This is a genomic window from Belliella kenyensis (assembly GCF_022549675.1).
Taxonomy (GTDB): domain Bacteria; phylum Bacteroidota; class Bacteroidia; order Cytophagales; family Cyclobacteriaceae; genus Belliella; species Belliella kenyensis.
The window spans coordinates 156064-173932 of record NZ_JAKZGR010000012.1 but is presented as its reverse complement, the minus strand read 5'-3'; the positions used below and the strand labels follow the sequence as shown (position 1 = coordinate 173932).

General features: G+C 38.3%; 18 protein-coding genes. 11 read left to right on the top strand and 7 right to left on the bottom strand.

Translation table 11 applies throughout. From position 1 onward, the window contains the following. Window positions 1–202 precede the first annotated feature (202 nt). The 9 genes from MM214_RS13815 (at window position 203) to MM214_RS13775 (ending at window position 7595) form a co-directional block, all read left to right on the top strand. Window positions 203–844 (top strand): hypothetical protein, encoded by a 642-nt coding sequence (locus tag MM214_RS13815; RefSeq protein WP_241296220.1) that lies wholly within the window; start codon window positions 203–205, stop codon window positions 842–844. 193 nt (window positions 845–1037) lie between these two features. Further along, complete coding sequence (locus MM214_RS13810) at window positions 1038–1763, top strand: DUF6088 family protein (RefSeq protein ID WP_241296219.1); 726 nt, start codon at window positions 1038–1040, stop codon at window positions 1761–1763. Continuing rightward, entirely contained in the window at window positions 1760–2704 is a 945-nt protein-coding gene (locus tag MM214_RS13805) for a nucleotidyl transferase AbiEii/AbiGii toxin family protein (protein WP_241296218.1), read from the top strand. Before MM214_RS13810 ends, MM214_RS13805 begins: the two co-directional genes overlap by 4 nt. A 113-nt stretch (window positions 2705–2817) precedes the next feature. Continuing rightward, window positions 2818–3210, top strand: coding sequence for a GxxExxY protein (locus MM214_RS13800; RefSeq protein WP_241296217.1), 393 nt, complete (start codon window positions 2818–2820; stop codon window positions 3208–3210). A gap of 41 nt (window positions 3211–3251) precedes the next feature. Then, entirely contained in the window at window positions 3252–3548 is a 297-nt protein-coding gene (locus tag MM214_RS13795; protein ID WP_241296216.1) for a hypothetical protein, read from the top strand. Window positions 3549–3647: 99 nt separating this feature from the next. Beyond that, the gene (locus MM214_RS13790) at window positions 3648–3920 is read left to right on the top strand and encodes a hypothetical protein (protein WP_241296215.1); all 273 of its coding nucleotides are present in this window, start codon (window positions 3648–3650) and stop codon (window positions 3918–3920) included. A 253-nt stretch (window positions 3921–4173) separates the two neighbouring features. Continuing rightward, window positions 4174–4392 (top strand): hypothetical protein, encoded by a 219-nt coding sequence (locus tag MM214_RS13785; RefSeq protein ID WP_241296214.1) that lies wholly within the window; start codon window positions 4174–4176, stop codon window positions 4390–4392. Window positions 4393–4831: 439 nt separating this feature from the next. Beyond that, window positions 4832–7243, top strand: coding sequence for an FtsX-like permease family protein (locus MM214_RS13780; RefSeq protein ID WP_241296213.1), 2412 nt, complete (start codon window positions 4832–4834; stop codon window positions 7241–7243). Then, window positions 7236–7595 (top strand): hypothetical protein, encoded by a 360-nt coding sequence (locus tag MM214_RS13775; RefSeq protein WP_241296212.1) that lies wholly within the window; start codon window positions 7236–7238, stop codon window positions 7593–7595. Before MM214_RS13780 ends, MM214_RS13775 begins: the two co-directional genes overlap by 8 nt. 360 nt (window positions 7596–7955) lie before the next feature. On the opposite strand, the gene MM214_RS13770 is transcribed toward MM214_RS13775, so the two are convergent. After that, entirely contained in the window at window positions 7956–8525 is a 570-nt protein-coding gene (locus tag MM214_RS13770; protein ID WP_241296211.1) for a hypothetical protein, read from the bottom strand. A 278-nt stretch (window positions 8526–8803) separates the two neighbouring features. Here MM214_RS13770 and MM214_RS13765 point away from each other — a divergent pair, with 278 nt between their 5' ends. Together MM214_RS13765 and MM214_RS13760 are read left to right on the top strand one after the other, a co-directional pair. Further along, on the top strand, window positions 8804–9478 hold the full coding sequence (locus MM214_RS13765) for an ABC transporter ATP-binding protein (protein WP_241296210.1): 675 nt from the start codon (window positions 8804–8806) through the stop codon (window positions 9476–9478). Beyond that, window positions 9475–10794: a TolC family protein gene (locus tag MM214_RS13760; RefSeq protein ID WP_241296209.1), complete on the top strand. Its 1320-nt coding sequence runs from the start codon at window positions 9475–9477 to the stop codon at window positions 10792–10794. The genes MM214_RS13765 and MM214_RS13760 overlap by 4 nt, the downstream gene beginning before the upstream one ends. 13 nt (window positions 10795–10807) lie before the next feature. Here MM214_RS13760 and MM214_RS13755 read toward each other — a convergent pair whose 3' ends face one another. The 6 genes from MM214_RS13755 to MM214_RS13730 all read right to left on the bottom strand — a co-directional run bounded on the left by MM214_RS13755 (window position 10808) and on the right by MM214_RS13730 (window position 17619). Then, a complete protein-coding gene (locus MM214_RS13755; RefSeq protein ID WP_241296208.1) occupies window positions 10808–11086 on the bottom strand; it encodes a GNAT family N-acetyltransferase in 279 nt (92 codons plus the stop codon). 58 nt (window positions 11087–11144) lie between these two features. Further along, complete coding sequence (locus MM214_RS13750) at window positions 11145–12026, bottom strand: pirin family protein (RefSeq protein ID WP_241296207.1); 882 nt, start codon at window positions 12024–12026, stop codon at window positions 11145–11147. Window positions 12027–12071: 45 nt separating this feature from the next. After that, a complete protein-coding gene (locus MM214_RS13745; protein WP_241296206.1) occupies window positions 12072–12311 on the bottom strand; it encodes a hypothetical protein in 240 nt (79 codons plus the stop codon). Between the two features lie 310 nt (window positions 12312–12621). Continuing rightward, window positions 12622–13635: an alkaline phosphatase D family protein gene (locus MM214_RS13740; RefSeq protein WP_241296205.1), complete on the bottom strand. Its 1014-nt coding sequence runs from the start codon at window positions 13633–13635 to the stop codon at window positions 12622–12624. 26 nt (window positions 13636–13661) lie between these two features. Further along, complete coding sequence (locus tag MM214_RS13735) at window positions 13662–14321, bottom strand: Crp/Fnr family transcriptional regulator (protein WP_241296204.1); 660 nt, start codon at window positions 14319–14321, stop codon at window positions 13662–13664. Between the two features lie 106 nt (window positions 14322–14427). Continuing rightward, a complete protein-coding gene (locus tag MM214_RS13730; RefSeq protein WP_241296203.1) occupies window positions 14428–17619 on the bottom strand; it encodes an outer membrane beta-barrel protein in 3192 nt (1063 codons plus the stop codon). Between the last annotated feature and the right edge of the window lie 250 nt (window positions 17620–17869).

The following is a 17869-nucleotide window of genomic DNA, read 5'->3' as shown; positions in this document are numbered from 1 at the left end:
CCAAGTCAACTCGCATGAATGGCTAAAGCATGTCCTACAAAACATCATGACCATAAATCATAAAAATATCAAAAAACTTTATCCGCAAAACTTTAAATCAAACATGTAGTTCCTCGGACGCTTACTTCTTAAAAGAACAACCTTTTCCAATATAATCAAAACAATTAAAGAAATTGACCACAGGTTAGAAGTAATCGACAAATTGAAGTTTCTTATTTCAGAACACGAAAAAGAAACTCTTGAAGTTAAGCACTTACAAAAAATATTAGATGAGAACTTTTGGTTATTTGGAGAACAATTTAGACTTTTTAGTTCAACAGAAGGAGCACTAAAGAATGTGCTTATAAAATATGCTAAAGAAGTTCTTGAAATTAAAGACCCTGAATTAGAAAGTAGCCCGAATGGAGAAGTAGATTTATTTCTAACAAAAACGGAATCAATTGGCGAAGGAATTCAAAAGAATATAATCGTTGAAATTAAAAGAGCATCTAAACTATTGGCTGAAGGTAAAGAATACAACCAGATTAATGACTATAGAAAGAAAATTTTAGAGCAAAATATATGCAATGGAGAAAATCAATATTGGGAATTTTATTTAATCGGCAAGAACTATGACAAAGGGATTAATGAGCTTATTCAAAATGCTAAACAGCACGGTGAAAAGGATAAAGGATTAAGCTTTAGCATAAACGATGGTAGGGTAAAGATATATGTTCGTAAATGGTCTGATATTTTGGAAGTTGAGTGGGGAACAAAAATGAAATACTTGAAAGAAAGATTGCAAATTCAGGCAAAAAAAGAAAAAGCAACACCACAAGAAATAACCGAAGATTTGATTAAATGAAATTCACCGAAGCAAAACTAAAAAAGCATAAAATGAAAGGACTTATATATAAAGAAGAATTACAGCAAAGTAGAGTATGGTTAACTTCGCAACGAAATTGCGAAGTTAACCATACTTCATCAAATTTCAAAATGTCCAGTTTTTTTACTAATAAACTGGACAAAATAACTATCTTTGCAGCACAATAAAAGGAATGAAAACCGCTGAATACATAGCATTTACCATAGACAGGCTCCCCAAGGGCTATGTATTCACCTATGCTGATTTTACCACAGAGGTGAACCAAAAAGAAGCGGTGATAAAAGCCCTGAACCGTATGGTAGCTTCGGGCAAGATTGCCAAACTATCCAAAGGAAAATACTACAAACCCGAAAATACCCCATTTGGCAACCTTCAACCCAATCAGGCACAAGTAGTAAAAGACCTATTGGAAGAAAACGGAAAAATAACAGGCTATCTCACAGGTTACAGCATCTACAACCAATTGGGCTTAACCACACAGGTAAGCAATACCATACAAATCGGGAAAAACCAGGTTCGCCCCAATTTTAAAAGAGAACGCTATACGATTGCTTTTGTAAAACAAAAAAACACCATCACCAAAGAGAATATCCCTTTGTTGCAGTTACTGGATGCCATTCGCTACATCAAAAAAATACCTGATGCCAATGTAGAATCATCTTGTAAACGGTTTTTGGCAATCATTAAAAACTTTACAGACAAAGAAATAAACACCTTGGTTCGCCTGGCTTTGAAATATCCACCGGCTACAAGGGCTTTATTAGGTGCTTTGTTAGAGCAATTGCAACAAGGCAACACAACAGAACCACTTTTCAAATCATTGAACCCAATAACCAAGTATAAACTAACAGGTGCAGCGAAAGCCCTATCCACCACCGAAAAATGGAATATTGTATGAACCTGCACCACGACATAAAGTTATTTACGCAAACACTGAGGGCTGCATCACAGCACTTGGATATTAAGTTGGAATTTGTAGAAAAAGATTACTGGATAACATTGGTGTTAAGTCGTTTGGCAAAAAGTAAATATGTTGATGAATCCGTTTTTAAAGGAGGTACATCGCTCTCAAAAGGATATAATCTGATAGAGCGATTTTCGGAGGATGTAGATATTGCCATCATAAACGACAAGGGTAAAACAGGAAATGAGATTAAAACCATCATCCGCACTATTGAAAAAGAAATTACACCTGATTTAACCGAATTGCAAATGGACGGTGTAACAAGTAAAGGTTCAAGATTCAGAAAATCTGTTTTTGAGTATGTTACAACTGAAAAAGGCAATGCAAATAACAAACTCATTGTTGAAATAAACTCGTTTGCCAATCCTTTCCCTTATCAACGACTTACCATTCAGAGTATGGTGTTTGACTTTTTGATGCAAACAAGCAATGAAAAATACATTGAGCAATACAATCTCCAATCCTTTGAAGTGAACGTATTGAGCAAAGAACAAACGCTATTGGAAAAGATGGTGTCATTAATTCGATTTTCATTTAAGGAAAATACTGTTGAAAGTATCTCCGATAAGATAAGACATTTTTATGATTTGTATTACTTAATGAAAAATCCTGAGTGTTTTGAATTTGTAGCTTCAGGCTCGTTTAAGAAACAATTTGATATCATTCTGCAACACGATAGAGCTATGTTTGAAGAGCCGATGGGCTGGCAATCTAAGTCAATTTCCGAATCTTCCTTGATGATGGATTTTTCAACCATCTGGAAACAATTAACAGAAAAATATCAAACTGAACTATCCGCTTTAGCATATAGACCAATCCCTAATGAAAATGATGTAGCGAAATGCTTTGAAGAATTAATAAAAAGAATTGAATGAAATTTACAGAAGCAAGTTTAGAAAAGGCGTTTATCGAGTTGTTGGGGTAGGAAGAATTTCCTCACCGCTTAAAACTTTGTCTGAACAGTGATTTTTGTGATTAAATGATTACTATGATTAACGATCAATATAAATACTCCGAATTAACCTCCAAAATTATAGGTTGTGCTATGACTGTTCACAAAGCACTTGGCAATGGTTTTCAAGAAGTTATTTATCAGAGAGCATTGGCAATAGAAATGAATTTATCAGGCATTGCGTTTAATAGAGAATTTGAAATGCCCATTTTTTACAGAGAGGAGCAAATCGGAACAAGAAGGGTAGATTTTTTAGTAGAAGGTATCATTTCAGTTGAACTAAAGGCCATTACCCTATTGGAGGATGTTCATTTTGCACAGGCCATTAATTATTTAGAAGCGTATAATTTAGAAATTGGCTTACTCATAAACTTTGGAGAGAAGAGTTTGAATTTTAAACGGCTGACAAATAAAAAATTCAAACCTTAAATCATTCAATCTCATAAATCAAACAAATCATAGTTCAGACAATGACCAGCGACATCCTCATATACCAAAACAAAGACGGCAACATCAAAATAGATGTTCGCTTGCAAGAAGAAACGGTTTGGCTTACGCAGGCGCAAATGGGGCAATTATTTGGCAAGGACAAACGCACCATCAGCGAGCACATAAAAAATGTATTTGCAGAAGGCGAGCTGGACGAAAAAGTGGTAGTTCGGAAATTCCGAATAACCACTAAGCACGGTGCTATGGCCGGAAAGACTCGAGAAGATGAAGTTACTGATGGATTTGACTATTCCTCAAAATTCTTTACATTGAATTAGTTAGGTTAAAGGAAAATGGATATTCATTAGCTTATTGCCACATTTGAATCAATCAACTCATTTTCCAAAAGATAAAAAAACGTTAATCAGTAAACTACTATGGAAAAAAAGGACATCTACAGCATGACGGATGAGGAACTCTTGATTGAAAAAAAGAACTTGAGAAACTCTAAGATTTTTCACGCCTTGGCCATTGGCTTTCTCGCAGGGATATTTTTTGTGGGAATAGTTGCCTGGGGTATATCCTCCAAAATGAATTTTGGCATGTTGATTCCGTTGATGATTCCAGTATTTTTGATTTACAAACTAGCCAAAAAACCTGATACTAGCGGCGATTTGGTAGAGCTACTTAAAAAGCGCGGATTATATTGAGACAAGAAAAATTCTATGAGAGATTTAGATCAAAAGCTATATGCAAGGGGTGAGTTGAGATAAAGTAAATTTTGAACCAAGGCCTATTAACTATCTAAAGCAATGACCCAATTAACTTTTAAAATCCAAAAAGACGCGCAGACAGTCCTCAGTTACCTGACGGATACACAAAAATTTGTTTCGGTACATCCGCTCATTTATAAAATGAAGGAATTGAATAAAAATAAATACAAAGTCTACGAGAGCGTTAAGCTTGGAATTTTTACGTATAGGTTTACTTATCAATGCTTCTGTCATGGGCTTGACCAAGTTAACTATGCATTTCCATTTGCACGAAGAAGGCAATGAGACTGTAATTGTTGAGGAATTAACCATAAAGTCAGTTTTGCCAATTAAAAACTTGATGACTAATCTTATCTCCAAGCAACATGAAGAAATGTTTAAGAACATTGGTAATGCTAGAAATGCCTAAAAATAATTCATGATTATCCGCTTCTTTGCCACTAATCAAATACACAAGGGTTTATCTGTAACCGAACCCTAATAAATATTAGATGTTTATGGATATTGGTTCAAAGAGTAGATGGGTCTTCTCAAGCCATTAAATTTTCAACTGGTGGAGTAAAAAGAAATTCAATCTGGTCACAAGTCACAAGTCGGTGAAGGATTGTAACTGGAGTGTATCGGGAAAATCATTTAGGAATAGTTCCTCGGAACGTTGTCTGAGGAACTATCTTTATGAAGCTTGCCGTATCTACAGCAACAGCTTCGTCCGAATGCGGTCATTATTGTTCGCCCACATGTTTTGCTGGGATAGAAAATCTCATAAATTAAGGGATTGAGGCTACTTTGGATTGGTATGAACTTGGTTCTAAGATCGATAATATAAAGTTAGCTTCAAGGAAATTGTTATGTGGAAAAACTACCTGCTCATTGCTTTTAGAAATATTCGTAGAAATAAACTAAGGACTTTTGTCCATATCTTCGGATTATCACTTGGTGTCGGGATATGCTTGTTGATATTTCAAGTGGTACTTCATGCCTTTAGTTTTGATAGGTTTCATTCGGATGTAGATAGGATCTTTAGGATTCATACAGTCTCAGAATGGCAATTGGGGGAAAAGTTTGAATCTTCTGGGACATCAGGGCCTTTGGGAGAAGTGATAGATGAAGAGTTGGCATTTGTTGAGACCAAAGGGAGGCTGTATACTTTGAGTGATGTTTCAGCTGTAGTTCCAGAGCAAAATAGGTATATAGGAAAGTCAAACCTGATAGCTTTTGCTGATCAGGGATTTATGGAGATTTTCGACAGGGTGTGGCTAGCGGGTAATCCCGAAACAGCCTTATCTTCTCCATTTCAAGCGGTGATCTCTGAATCTAGTATGCGGAAGTACTTTCCTGGGCTTGAAGCCTCTGAGGTTTTGGGAAAAGAAATGCTCTGGATAGATGCCGCAGACACTATTTACACCCATATTCACGGGGTGGTAAAGGACTATGAGGAACTTTCCGATTTTGTGTTCAAGGATTTTATCTCATTCAGCACCATAGCGCAACAAGAGAAAAGTGACTGGTATGGATTACACAGTTGGACGAACCTAAATTCTTCTAGTCAACTATTTGTAAAGCTAGCACAAGGCACAAATCTAGCGCAACTGGATGAAGGATTAGGTCATATAGCTTCCAAGTACTTGGATGTTGAAAATAATTCTGATCGGTTTTCTGGAAAACCATTGCTCGACATGCATTTTTCGGAGAATTTTAATGGTACAGAGGTTTCTTTAGATTTATTGAGAGGCTTAGTATTCATAGGTGTGATCATCATGCTATTGGCATGTTTGAATTTTGTCAATTTAGAAACAGCCCTTGCGATCAAGAGGGCCAAAGAAGTAGGAATCAGAAAGACCCTTGGGTCAGACAGGAAGCAGCTGATGCTTCAATTTTTAAGCGAAACATTTCTTTTGGTGATTGGCGCGGCATGCTTGGCTGTATTTTTAGCAGATGGTTTTTATCAATTGTTTTCCTCGTATCTACCTGAAACATTTGAATACGTCAATTTCAGTCTGAACAATGGGTTATTTCTCCTTTTGATTGCTGTATTAGTTACCTGCTTATCGGGTATTTATCCTGCGGTGATACTTTCTGGATACCAACCACAGCGCGCATTGAAAGGAGAGGTTCAAGGAGGATCTCAACTTGGTTTTGGGCCATTTTTAAGAAAAAATCTTACAGTCATTCAGTTTACAGCTTCAATTACATTTATATGTATGGTTTTGGTACTAAGGTCACAACTGCAATTCGTCAGTTCACAACCCTTGGGTTTCGATAAAGATGCCGTGATGTATGTCAGGTTACCTTTTATGGGTGATCCAGAGGTAAAGGCACAGCTAACCGATCGCCTGAGGCAGCAAAGTTCCGTGTCAGCAGCAAGTTTGAGCAATGTCCTGATTTCATCGAATAGCCTATGGACTACAGATTCATATCTCCAAGGGGATACTACTGGACAAGCTTTGTATGTTCACGTCATGAATGTGGACTCCGCATTTGTAGAAGTTCACGGCCTGAATATCCTCGCAGGTAAGCGTGCAAGCAATAAGGTCGATGAAGTGTTGGTCAATAGGAATTTCCTTCACCTAGCTAGCCTTTCCAGTCCAGAAGATGCCATAGGGATGGCATTACAGATCAGTGGTGAACAAAGGAGAATTGTGGGTGTTTTGGATAATTTCAATGCCAGAAATCTCCGTGAGGAAATTCTACCCATGGTATTTATCTACAGTCCTACCTATTACAATTACTTGAATGTCAAGCTTGCCCCAAGCCAAAATCTATCCCATGCAAAACTTAGCCTAGAGGCCATTGTGAAGGAGGTATATCCTTATGAATCAGGGGAGTTTTTGTTTATAGATGAAGCTATTGAGGGTTTTTATGAAGCAGATAGGAGGATTCAAGGAATACTTGGTTTTGCGTCTGGCATTGCGATATTGATTTCTATCCTTGGCTTATTCGGATTGTCATCATTTACCATCGCACAGCGCAGCAAAGAAGTCAGTATTCGTAAAGTTTTGGGGGCAGGCGTCACCAGTATTTTGATGTTGATAAGTAAGCAATACATCTGGTTGGTCTTTGTTTCGACCCTATTGGCGATCATACCTGCCTACTACTTTAGCAACCAATGGCTCAAAGAGTTTGCTTACAAAATTGACATGCCATACGCCGTGTTCGGCCTTGTAGGATTGGCAGTCTTGGGTATGGCACTTACAGTAGTTTTCATCCATTCCTTACAAGTCATCAGAACTAATCCTGCAAAAGTGTTGAAAAGTGAGTGAGGTGATGAGGGAGAAGCGAGAGTTTAGACTTAAGAACCAAGAGTCAAGATCCAAGAGCCAAGAGTCAAGATCCAAGAGCCAAGATCCAAGAGCCAAGAGCCAAGAACCAAGAACCAAGAGCCAAGAGCCAAGAGCCAAGATTCAAGAGCCAAGATTCAAGACGCAAGACGCAAGACTCAAGATGCAAGACCAAGAGTCAAGAACCAAGAACCAAGAACCAAGAGTCATGAGATTAGACTTGCCTGCTGCAAGCAGGAACAAGAAGCAAGAAGCAAGAAACAAGAAGCAAGAAACAAGAAGCAAGAAACAAGAAGTAAGAAGCAAGAAGCAAGAGGGTGAGTTAGCGAAATAAAGTTGAAAAATGCCTCTACCTATGGGTAGACAGGTGCGACGAAATAAGGTTCTACCTGTGAGGATTTTCATCAATCTTTGATCTTTTAATTAAAAGGAAATTGGGAATAAACAATAAGTCCTGTAAGGACGACCGACATCTTAGCCTTGGGTTTTAACCTAGGGAAAGCTCAAATGTAAAAGTGCCATAGGCACGACCGACAAAACTGGATGCATGAATCTAGGCTGGAAAGAATATAGGTGAAGACGTAGTGAGTTAACGTAAAGATGGACAGATAAGGTACAAAGTACCAAGTACAATGTACAAAGTAGTCTCTAGGCGTACAAAATCCTAAAAACTTCTACAATCTACAATCTAAGACTAATCCTCAAAATCCTTAACTTTAACAGGGACAGAGAAAGTCCCCGATACTTGCCACCTCTCATCATAAATAGATGCAAACTCTATTTCCATCTCTACTTTTTTTCCAAATAACACATCTGTCCATGCGTCTTCATTTTCAAGTGAATACACTTTTAGTAATACCAATATGTCATTGGGTGAAATCACCATACCTTCTGTAACAGAATTGGTTTCGATAATAAGGTCTGGATGATTTCCTTCTTTTTTTACTTTTCTATAAAGCCCAAGGTAATCCATATTTTCAAAAATTTCATCATTATATTTCATCCGAACATGTTTGATAAATGCGGGGCCAAGCCCTGTGTTTTTTAAATAAACAAAATCTTCTTCACTGCTGTATCCTTGGAAAATTTGTAAATAAGGCATAACAGAAGCAAGCTGTTGCTTTTGCTCCAATTCAAATTGCTTGCTTGCCAGACTGGTTTGATAAATAAGGATAAACAAACTGACCGCACTGATCAATATGGCAGAAAAGCTTACCAGCTTGTTACTATCGTTCCAAAATTTTGATTTTCTTTGATTAGTCATTCTTCTATTATCAAGATTCAAAAGGTTGCACTAATATAATGATTTGAAATAAACTTTAAGTTCTTGACAAAAGTGATACTAAGATTTTTTTGAGAACAAGCTATTTTCGTCCGTTGGCGGACAAAGGTGTTCGGGGATTAAGCAGGGAAATTTTAAAAAATGGCATTAATCTTCCAAATAGGGAGGTTTTTTATGGCATAACAATGGAAATGAAAGATTGAGAAAACTACAATAACATGTTTTTGAATTTAGGCTTAAAGAATTGAAAAAATAAAACAATGATAGAACTCAATGGCATTGACAAGTATATAGAATCTCGCTTCCAGCGCATATTTATCTTACAAAGTATCCATATCAAAATCCAACAAGGAGAATTTGTCACGCTGATGGGACCTTCAGGAGTGGGAAAGTCTACCCTCATGAACATCATCGGAATGTTGGACGAGGATTTTGAAGGGAGCTATAGTTTTGACGGAAAGGACGTGAATGCCATGAAAGCAAAGCAAAGAGGGGCACTTCACAAGTCAGAGTTCGGGTATATTTTTCAAGCCTACCACTTGATCGACGAGCTGACTGTCTACGAAAACATAGAGACTCCTTTACTTTACAGAAATGTGTCTAGTTCTGAGCGTAAGAGCATCATTGCAGACTTACTAGATCGGTTCAATATGGTGGCTAAAAAAGACCTTTTTCCAGAGCAGCTATCTGGAGGACAACAGCAGCTAGTAGGTATTGCGAGGGCCATAGCTGGGAAGCCTAAGGTTCTGCTAGCAGATGAGCCTACGGGAAATCTCCACTCTGTACAAGCCAAAGAAATCATGGAGATCTTCAAAGAACTCAATCAAGAAGGGATGACCATCATTCAAGCCACTCATGCCCGTGAAAATGCTGACTATGGCACCAGATTGATAGAAATGATGGATGGTAGAATTGATAAGGATATGGCATTATGAGAATATTGATATTTACTTTGTTGCTCTTGATGATGTATGTGCCAAGTGGTATGGCCCAGCAAGAGCTTGTCCTGACCTTTGAGGAAGCGGTTGAGATCGGATTGGAAAGGCAGCTAGATTATAGAAAACTTCTCAATCAGCAACAAGTGCTTAGAATGGAGCGATTGAATGCGCAGATGAATTACTTACCTAGATTGAATTTTTCAAATTCAAATTTCAGACAGATTGGTCAGCAGTTTCAGCAAGTAGAGGGAGAGCTTATCGTAACCAATGAGGTCAACTCGATCGTCTCTGGAAGCATCAATGCTAGTATGCCGGTATTCAATGCCTTTCGTCAGCATCATTTGACAAGAGCAGGAAAGTATTTTGAAGAGGCAGGTGAATTAGGGTTAGAAAGAAACAGGCAGCTTGTCTATAATACGATAGCCCAACAATATCTTCAAGCCCTACTTAGCGAGGAGTTGGTGAGGATTGCTAAGGAAAACCTGGAAAATCAAAGACAGTTACTCTCTCAGATTGAAGGTTTTGTAAATGTTGGACTCAGGACATTGGCAGATCTTTATAATCAGCAATCAGAAGTTGCTAGATTAGAGACTGTTTTGTTGGATGCCGAGCTTGATTGGGAGACCAACCGATGGGTTCTGGCAGAAAGCCTTCAGCTAGAATCCGAAATACTACCAAAGTTAACTCCTATAGCACTTGATGTGGATGAACTTGAGTGGATTAGTCTTCCTCTCGAGGAGCTTTATGAGAATGCAAAGGCTACGAGAAAGGATTTACAACAACAGCAGGAGATGGAAAAGGGAAATAGAAGTCTTTTGGCAATGTCTAGGACAGCTTATTTTCCTCAATTAAGCGCTTTTTTCAATTACAATACCTTCTATACTTCCTTGGATAACAGGACTTTTAGCAATCAATTCTTCAATATTTTCCCGCAGCGAGTGATCGGCTTGAATCTTAACATTCCAATTTTCAATAATTTTGACAACAAGACGCAAGTCACAAGAGCAAAGGTAGAATACATGAATCAGCAGCTGGATAGAAGTGCAATAGAGAGGGTGATTTCTCAAGAAGTAAAACTTGCCTACCAAGGCATGAAGGCTGCTGTAAAAAGGAAAGATGCCACAGCGGTACAATTAGAAGCAGCCGAAGTTGCCTATGAAGCTATCTCAGAGCGTTTTCGATTGGGAGTTAGTAATTTTGTAGATTTGGCGCAGGCCAATCAGCAATTAGTCACTGCACAATCTGACTATGCACAAGCAAGGTATACCCTGTACTTTCAAGAGTTACAGTTGAAGTTTGCTATTGGAGAATAAAGGCAATTAAGACTCAAAGGACGTCCTGAATGTCAGGTGTTTTGTCAAATACGCTTTTAGCAAAAGGGCACAAGGGTAAGATTTTAATATTTTTCTCTCGGGCAAATTCCACGGCAGTCATAAGCATCTTCTTGCCCACATGCTGACCTTTGAATGCAGGATTTACTTCTGTGTGGTCTATGATGATCCGCTGCTCACCTGCCCAAGAATAAGTCATTCTGCCAGCTTCTTTTCCGTCATCTATGGCCTTGAAGTACCCTTTTGATTCGTGGTTGATTTGTTCTATTTCCATGGTTCTGGATGTTTTTGTCTTGTATTAATATGTTGAAAGCAAAAATGTGAGCTGACTTTTAAGACTTTTTGAAAGTAGGGTAAGGGACAAAATCTGTTTCACCTACCACTTTCGGAAATTTCTGATTGACCCAATCTTCCTTAGCCTTTGCAAGACGTTCTTTGCTCGAAGAGACAAAGTTCCAATCGATGTATCTTTCCTCTGGAAAAGGTTCGCCTCCAAAAATGTAAACAGTGGAATGCTCACCAATGTCAAATTCGCAGAGTTTTGCATCTTTGGCAATAAGGATTTGCTTTGGCCCATACTCATTTCCTTCACTCGAAATGGAGCCTTCAAGTATGTATAGTGCACTTTCCCCATAGAGCTTGTCACCAATGCTTACCTTAGTAGCGTTTTGACTTTTGATTTCTATGAAGTACAGCTTGCTATGTACTGGGACAGGAGATTTTTTGTCTAGGGCTTCACCAGCTATGAGCTTGAAGCGTACATCTCCATCTTGCCATTTCGGGATTTGGTTAGCATCTATATGCGTAAATGATGGAGACGTCTCTTCTAGCTCTTTGGGTAGTGCAACCCAGATTTGAAGTCCATGAAGACTTTTGGTGGAGTCTTGCAATCTTTCTGGCGTCCTTTCAGAATGCACCACGCCGCTACCAGCCGTCATCCAGTTGACTGCGCCAGGTTGGATCTCTACTTCACTTCCAATGCTGTCTCGGTGCATAATAGCTCCATCAAACAAGAAAGTAAGCGTAGAAAGGCCAATATGTGGATGGGGCAATACTTCCATGTTTTCTCGCTCGCTCATTTTGACTGGTCCCATGTGATCTATGAATACAAATGGACCTACGGCTCTTTTTTGCCTGAAAGGGAGAAGCCTGCCGACCATAAAATTCCCAATATTGGCGGCACGCTCTTCAATGATTAAGCTAATATTTGACATGTTAGATTCCTTATTTGCCTTTGAAAAAGTTAATTTAAGGAAAAATTAGCGCTTATTTTTATCCTTTTCTTCATTATCTACTTTTTGATCCTCTCCTAGCCCGTCATCTTTCTCTTTATCGTTTTTTCTTTGACGCTCTTTATACTCTTCTTTTTTTGGAGGACGAGCACCTTCAGATTCTCCTGGTGTATCTCTATTGGATCTTTTGTCTACATCTTGATCGTCTTTATCACCGAAGGATACTAAGGGTAGAATGTTGGTTGGCTTGTTGTTGATAGTTAGCATAGGTTGTTGGTTTTTTTGTCTTTTGACTTTCAACAATCGTTCCAATTATGCTTATTCCCATGTTTTTTATTCATATTTCAATTAAAAATTGACATAGTACCTTTAAAATTAAAAAGATGATAAGTATATTGATGGGTGTTATCGTTAAATTGTAACTTGGTATGCTCAAAAAAATGAAATAAATAAAAGATGAAATACGTGTCATAGATCGCTATGGGACTGATCGAGGGATGAATATTTGGGTCAAGTCAGCGGATGGGAGTGAATGAACTCTCCATGAAGAAAGATTTTCCCTTCATGGAGAGTTTTTTTAATCCAATATTTGGATTGTCTGTTCTATGTAAACTTGACCTTTTTCACCTTTTATTTGAAAATTCATAAGCTTGTTTTTCCAGTCAATGGAGGCCAACCCATAATGAAGAGAGGCGACTAATCCAGATACCCTGTATGGGTTGTATTCTTCTTTGTAGCTTTTCCACACATGAGTCATTCCGCTAGAAGTAATCTCATAAAGACCCTTAGTGAATCTGCTATCTTTTAATTTTGAGATCTCAGCGATATGTCTATCTCCACTTAAGAGAACTGGGTTTTTCACTTTAGAAGAATGAATCAAATCAAATAGTCTCTCTCTTTCTTTGGGGTAGTTTTCCCATTTTTCATGAGGATGTTCTGTTGGTATGAATTGTATTCCAGACGCAATGATGTTGACATCAGCTTTACTATTTTTTAGTTCTTTTTCTAGCCAAGTCCACTGTTCTTCACCTAATACAGACCCGCTTAAGTTTGGCAGATATTGACCATCTTCTTTGTAAAGGGTATCTCGACTATACCTGGCGTCTAAAAGGTAAATTTTCACTGAATTTTCTCCATGATGATATTCGTATGCACCATATACACCTTCTTGCGATCTTCTGGGGCTATCTTTGGGTTCATCAAGAAAATCTAGCATCAGTTGCATGGATGCCTCTTTTTGAGCGTAATGTTTTCCTCCGTCATTGATACCAAAATCGTGGTCATCCCATACACCTATGATTTTTGCAGTTTGACGAAGTTTTTGATATCCTTCTATAGCTTTTTGAGCATCATATTTACGCTTAAGGAGGTTCATATCATGAGTGTCTCCATAGACATTGTCTCCGAGCCAGACGAATACCTCAGGCGAGTCTTCTATTATTGGATTCCAGAGGGGTTGTGGAAGGTCATGTTTATTGCAAGACCCAAAAGCGATTCTTTGAACCTCTTGGGAATAAGCCATTGTGCTGACTAATAGGAGAGTCAAAGAGACTAAAATCCCGATATTGAATTTTTTAGATATATTGTACATGGTTTTTGGTGCGTTTTTTTTCTTGTTTATGCAAGGTGATGGATAAGTTTCTTATCCATTAGAATAGTTGAGTCATGTTGGAGCTTGTTTGTTTTCAATTTTGAGCTCTCATCAAATGACTTTAGTAGTTTTGATACGGTCTGTCTTGATATTCCTGTCATTTGGGCAATGTCTACGATGTGTAGGAGATCCAATATTTTCACTTTCTTTGATTTAGAGATCACTATGATGTGGTCGAATTCAGCGAAAAGCGCTTTGATTCTATCTGCTGCTGGCAGGGTACAGAATCTATACAGTCTTGTTTCCATTTTACACCATCGTTGAATGGTCGTTTTATTAAACCAGTCTGAGATCAATGGATCATGGACTATCATCTTTTTGTAAAATGACAATTCATAACAGATGATTTTACAGTCAGTCAGCGCTTTTGCAAACTCAAAGAATTGACCATTGAGATACCGAAGATTTCCAAATACTTCATTTTGAAACAAAATATCATAACAGGCCTCTTCACCTTTTTCAGTATATGTTCCAATTTTGATAGCCCCTGATATTATTTGAAACATCTCATTTGGTTTGATGGGAGGCATATAGACATATTCTCCTTTTCGAAAATTTACCTCCTTGATCAGATTACTCGCTTCTTCTCTTGTGAGGGTTTGTTGAAAATATGATAAGATGTCCATGCTTTTTTTGATAAAATTCAGAAAGAGTATTGAATATTCCGCTACTCTTTCTGAATCTTAACCAAAACTTAAAGCAAGCCTTTGAGATTTTTATTTTTGACAGGATCTAAAAAGAATACCGAAGCCCTAGCTGAATCCTCCAAGGAGTGCCATTAATAGGCAGAATTCCAACTCCTTGTTCTACATTATAGATGTATTGTTGAGAGCTTTGGTCAAAACCCCTGATGCTTTGTAGGTTTCTACTGCTGCTGAGGTTATTGTCTACACCCCAGTCTTTATTGAGCATGTTCATGAAGTTAAATACATCTGCAGACAGTTCCACTCTTTGAGAACCTGCTATTTTTATGTTTTTCAATAGTCTGAGGTCAAGGTTGTAGAACATTGGATTTTCTCCTCCATTTCTATCGGCTATTTTTCCAAAGCTTTCTCTCAAATATTTTTTGGTACTTTCAGAAGTGTTTGGGTCATTTAGAATCGCATTGTACCCGTCTCTGATGTTTTGTGGGGTGTCTGGATTGTTTGGATCAAATACAAAAGCAAGTGCGTTGTTCAATGGGAAGTCACCTTGAAGCGAGCCATTAGATACCAAGAAAGAATATCTTGATCCACCTATTCCTATCAACGTCGCCCCCATTGTAAATCCACGCCAAGTTGGAGTAGCTCCATTCAAGACTATTTTATGTTTAAATTGATTGTCTGAATACGCCCAATTCAATTTCCTAGAGTCATCTACTACAGGAAGGAAAGTGGATGTATTGGCTACACAGCAATTGTATGATGTATTATCGAAAGCCTGATTGAAAGTGTATGAGGCAGTAATGTAGCCATCCTTTCCAAGCCTTACACTACCATCTAGAATCAAAGCGTATTGATATCCTTCCCCGTCGGAATTCAATTCAAGTACTCTTCCGACATTATTAGACTTTCTTGAATTCAACCAATTGGTCTGCCCATTAGACCCAATTGTATTGGCTGGAACAAACACCCCTCTATTTCCTTCATTTGAAAGCCTGAAATATGGATCATCGACCATGTTTCTTTCCAAATAGACATAGTTATTGAAGGTGTAAGAGTAGATCACGTTGGCGCCGATTCTAAATCTATCACCAATCAGCTTGTTATAATTTAAATTTGCCTTGAATGTATTTGGAACCCTGAAATCATCAGCGACGCTATTGATGGTGGAGATAAAGTCTGCACCTTCTGGAATCCCCGGAGCCTCGAGTCCATTTCTATAGCCGATAAAGTCAGCCTCAGGAACCAAATCTCCTTGTACATCTATGGCTGCAAGCATCACTCCTGAGTTTTGTATGTTGTTCACTTGAGCATAATAATGTGGCTGCGCGGCAAACATACCCGCACCAAATTTCAATACATCTGTATTCTTTCCTTTAATGTCCCATGTCGCTTGAATTCTAGGCTGGAGGTTTCTAAAATCAGCTGGCTTATTGTCTGTCCTAATGCCAAGCTCATTGGATACAGTGGGATTGAAAGCAGCCTCATTCATAAACATCGTCGCATCATACCTCAATCCTGCCACCAAGTTGACATCTTTATGAGGATTTACTTCCATTTGACCAAAAAGTGAAAGGTCTACAACGGTTTGCTTCACGATCGGAAGTCCTTGCAGTGGCACCTCTCTGGCATATCGAAATGGGTTGTTGTTTTCGAAGTCTGTTAAGCTATTGTAAAAAAATCTTCCATTTTGCTCACTACTTAGCAATGTTTCTAAATAGGTCACCATATTGTCTGTACCGAAAGTGAAGTTGAATTTCCCTTGCTGGGTATAAGTGGTATTTACGATGTGGATTTGTTGCTCAAGATTGGTTTCTGGCAGGAATCGCTGTCCACCAATTTGAACATTTGTTGTTTGTATGGCATTTGGATTGTTTTCGGTTGGAAAAGGTGAAACCACCCTGACGATTGCTCTAGGCATGTTGTTGGACGGCAATTGCCCATTGACAGTAAAACCTCTTTCAGCATGTTGAAGCTGGACTTTTAGTTCGTTTGTGGTATTTGCATTGGCAATAGACCTCAAGGATACTAGAAGGCTATTTTCCTTTGATGAGAAGTCTCCAAAAACTTCTGCTAAATTGATCGCAGTATTGTCATTTACTGAAAATGGATTTGACCAGTCAGTGTAGTTGTTTCTGATAGTCAATTTGTTTCTTTTGTTGATTTGCCAGTCTATCCTTGCAAAGAAGGTGTTGGCTACCGTTTTTCTGGAAAATTCTCCTAGCTGCTGCTCTGAACCTACTCCATAAAGCCTTCGGGCTACATCTACGAATTTGTCCAAAGTATCTTTTCTAATTCTAAGCCTTAATTCATCGTCTTCGTTTCGAATGTCACCGATGAAAACAGGCTCTCCAGCGTCTTGTCTATCAAATACAGTGAAGAAATGTACTTTATCTTTTATAATAGGTCCGCCTAGGCTAAAGCCCCACTGGGTATTGTTGAATACCACTTCTCTTTCGTTTCCTCTAATATCATATGGGCTAGCTAAGTTGTCATTTCTATGGTATGCAAAAGCTGAGCCTTCGAGTGTATTGGTGCCTGATTTGGTGACTGCATTCAGCGCTCCACCAGCTTGCCTCCCTTGAGTGACATCATAGGAGTTGGTAGCTACTTCAAACTCCCTGATGGCTTCAATAGATACCGTATAGGGACCACGTGCTATTTCCCCTGCGGTCAATTGATTTCTTGCATTTACACCATCCAAAGTGACATTGGTGGAAGTTCTTCGTTGTCCTCCCAAGTTGAGTCCTCCTCCACCTTGGAGTGGTGAGAGAGCAGTCAAGTTTGTAAAATTTCTACCTTCTGTCGGTAGGTTTTTGATTTGCTTAGAATCAATGGCTGTCACTGCTCCTAATTTATCCACTTGATTTTTGAAGCTATCGCCAGTGACGACTACTTCAGACAGGTCACTACTTCCATACTCCATGGTGATCTCTACATTGATTCTATCACCTTGATTGAGTTGGTAGCCTGTCAGTTTTTGAGTGTTGAACCCAATATAGCTTACAGTCACCGTGTAGGGTTTTCCAAGGGGTAACTGCTGCAATTGAAATCTCCCATCTAAACCTGTGATTGTTCCTGCCTCAAATCCAGTGGACTCATTTTTGACCAAAACATTGGCACCTATGAGAGGCTCCTTGCTATCATCTAAAATTAGTCCAGAGATAGTCGCATTTGTCGCTTGAGCAAATGCAGATGATATGGGGCATAAAGTTATGCTTGTCCATGCTAAAGCAATGATAAACAGTGCTTTGGTTTTTTGTTTTGTAAAGTAGTTATACATAATGTGATCATTTTACTACCACAAAACTGCTAGAGTTTAGATCATAAAAATGTTAAAATTTAACATGTTAAGCCTAGTTAAAAGTAACTTCATTTTAGAGTAATACTGAGTGATTTTATTGATCATGTACACCATACATGATCTATATACACATAGCTAACCTTACGCCAAGTTGCTAAGTATTCATCAAGGCTTAGCCTTTTTGGTCATGTATGAGAACCTTCTCATTTTACATAAGGTATATCAATAA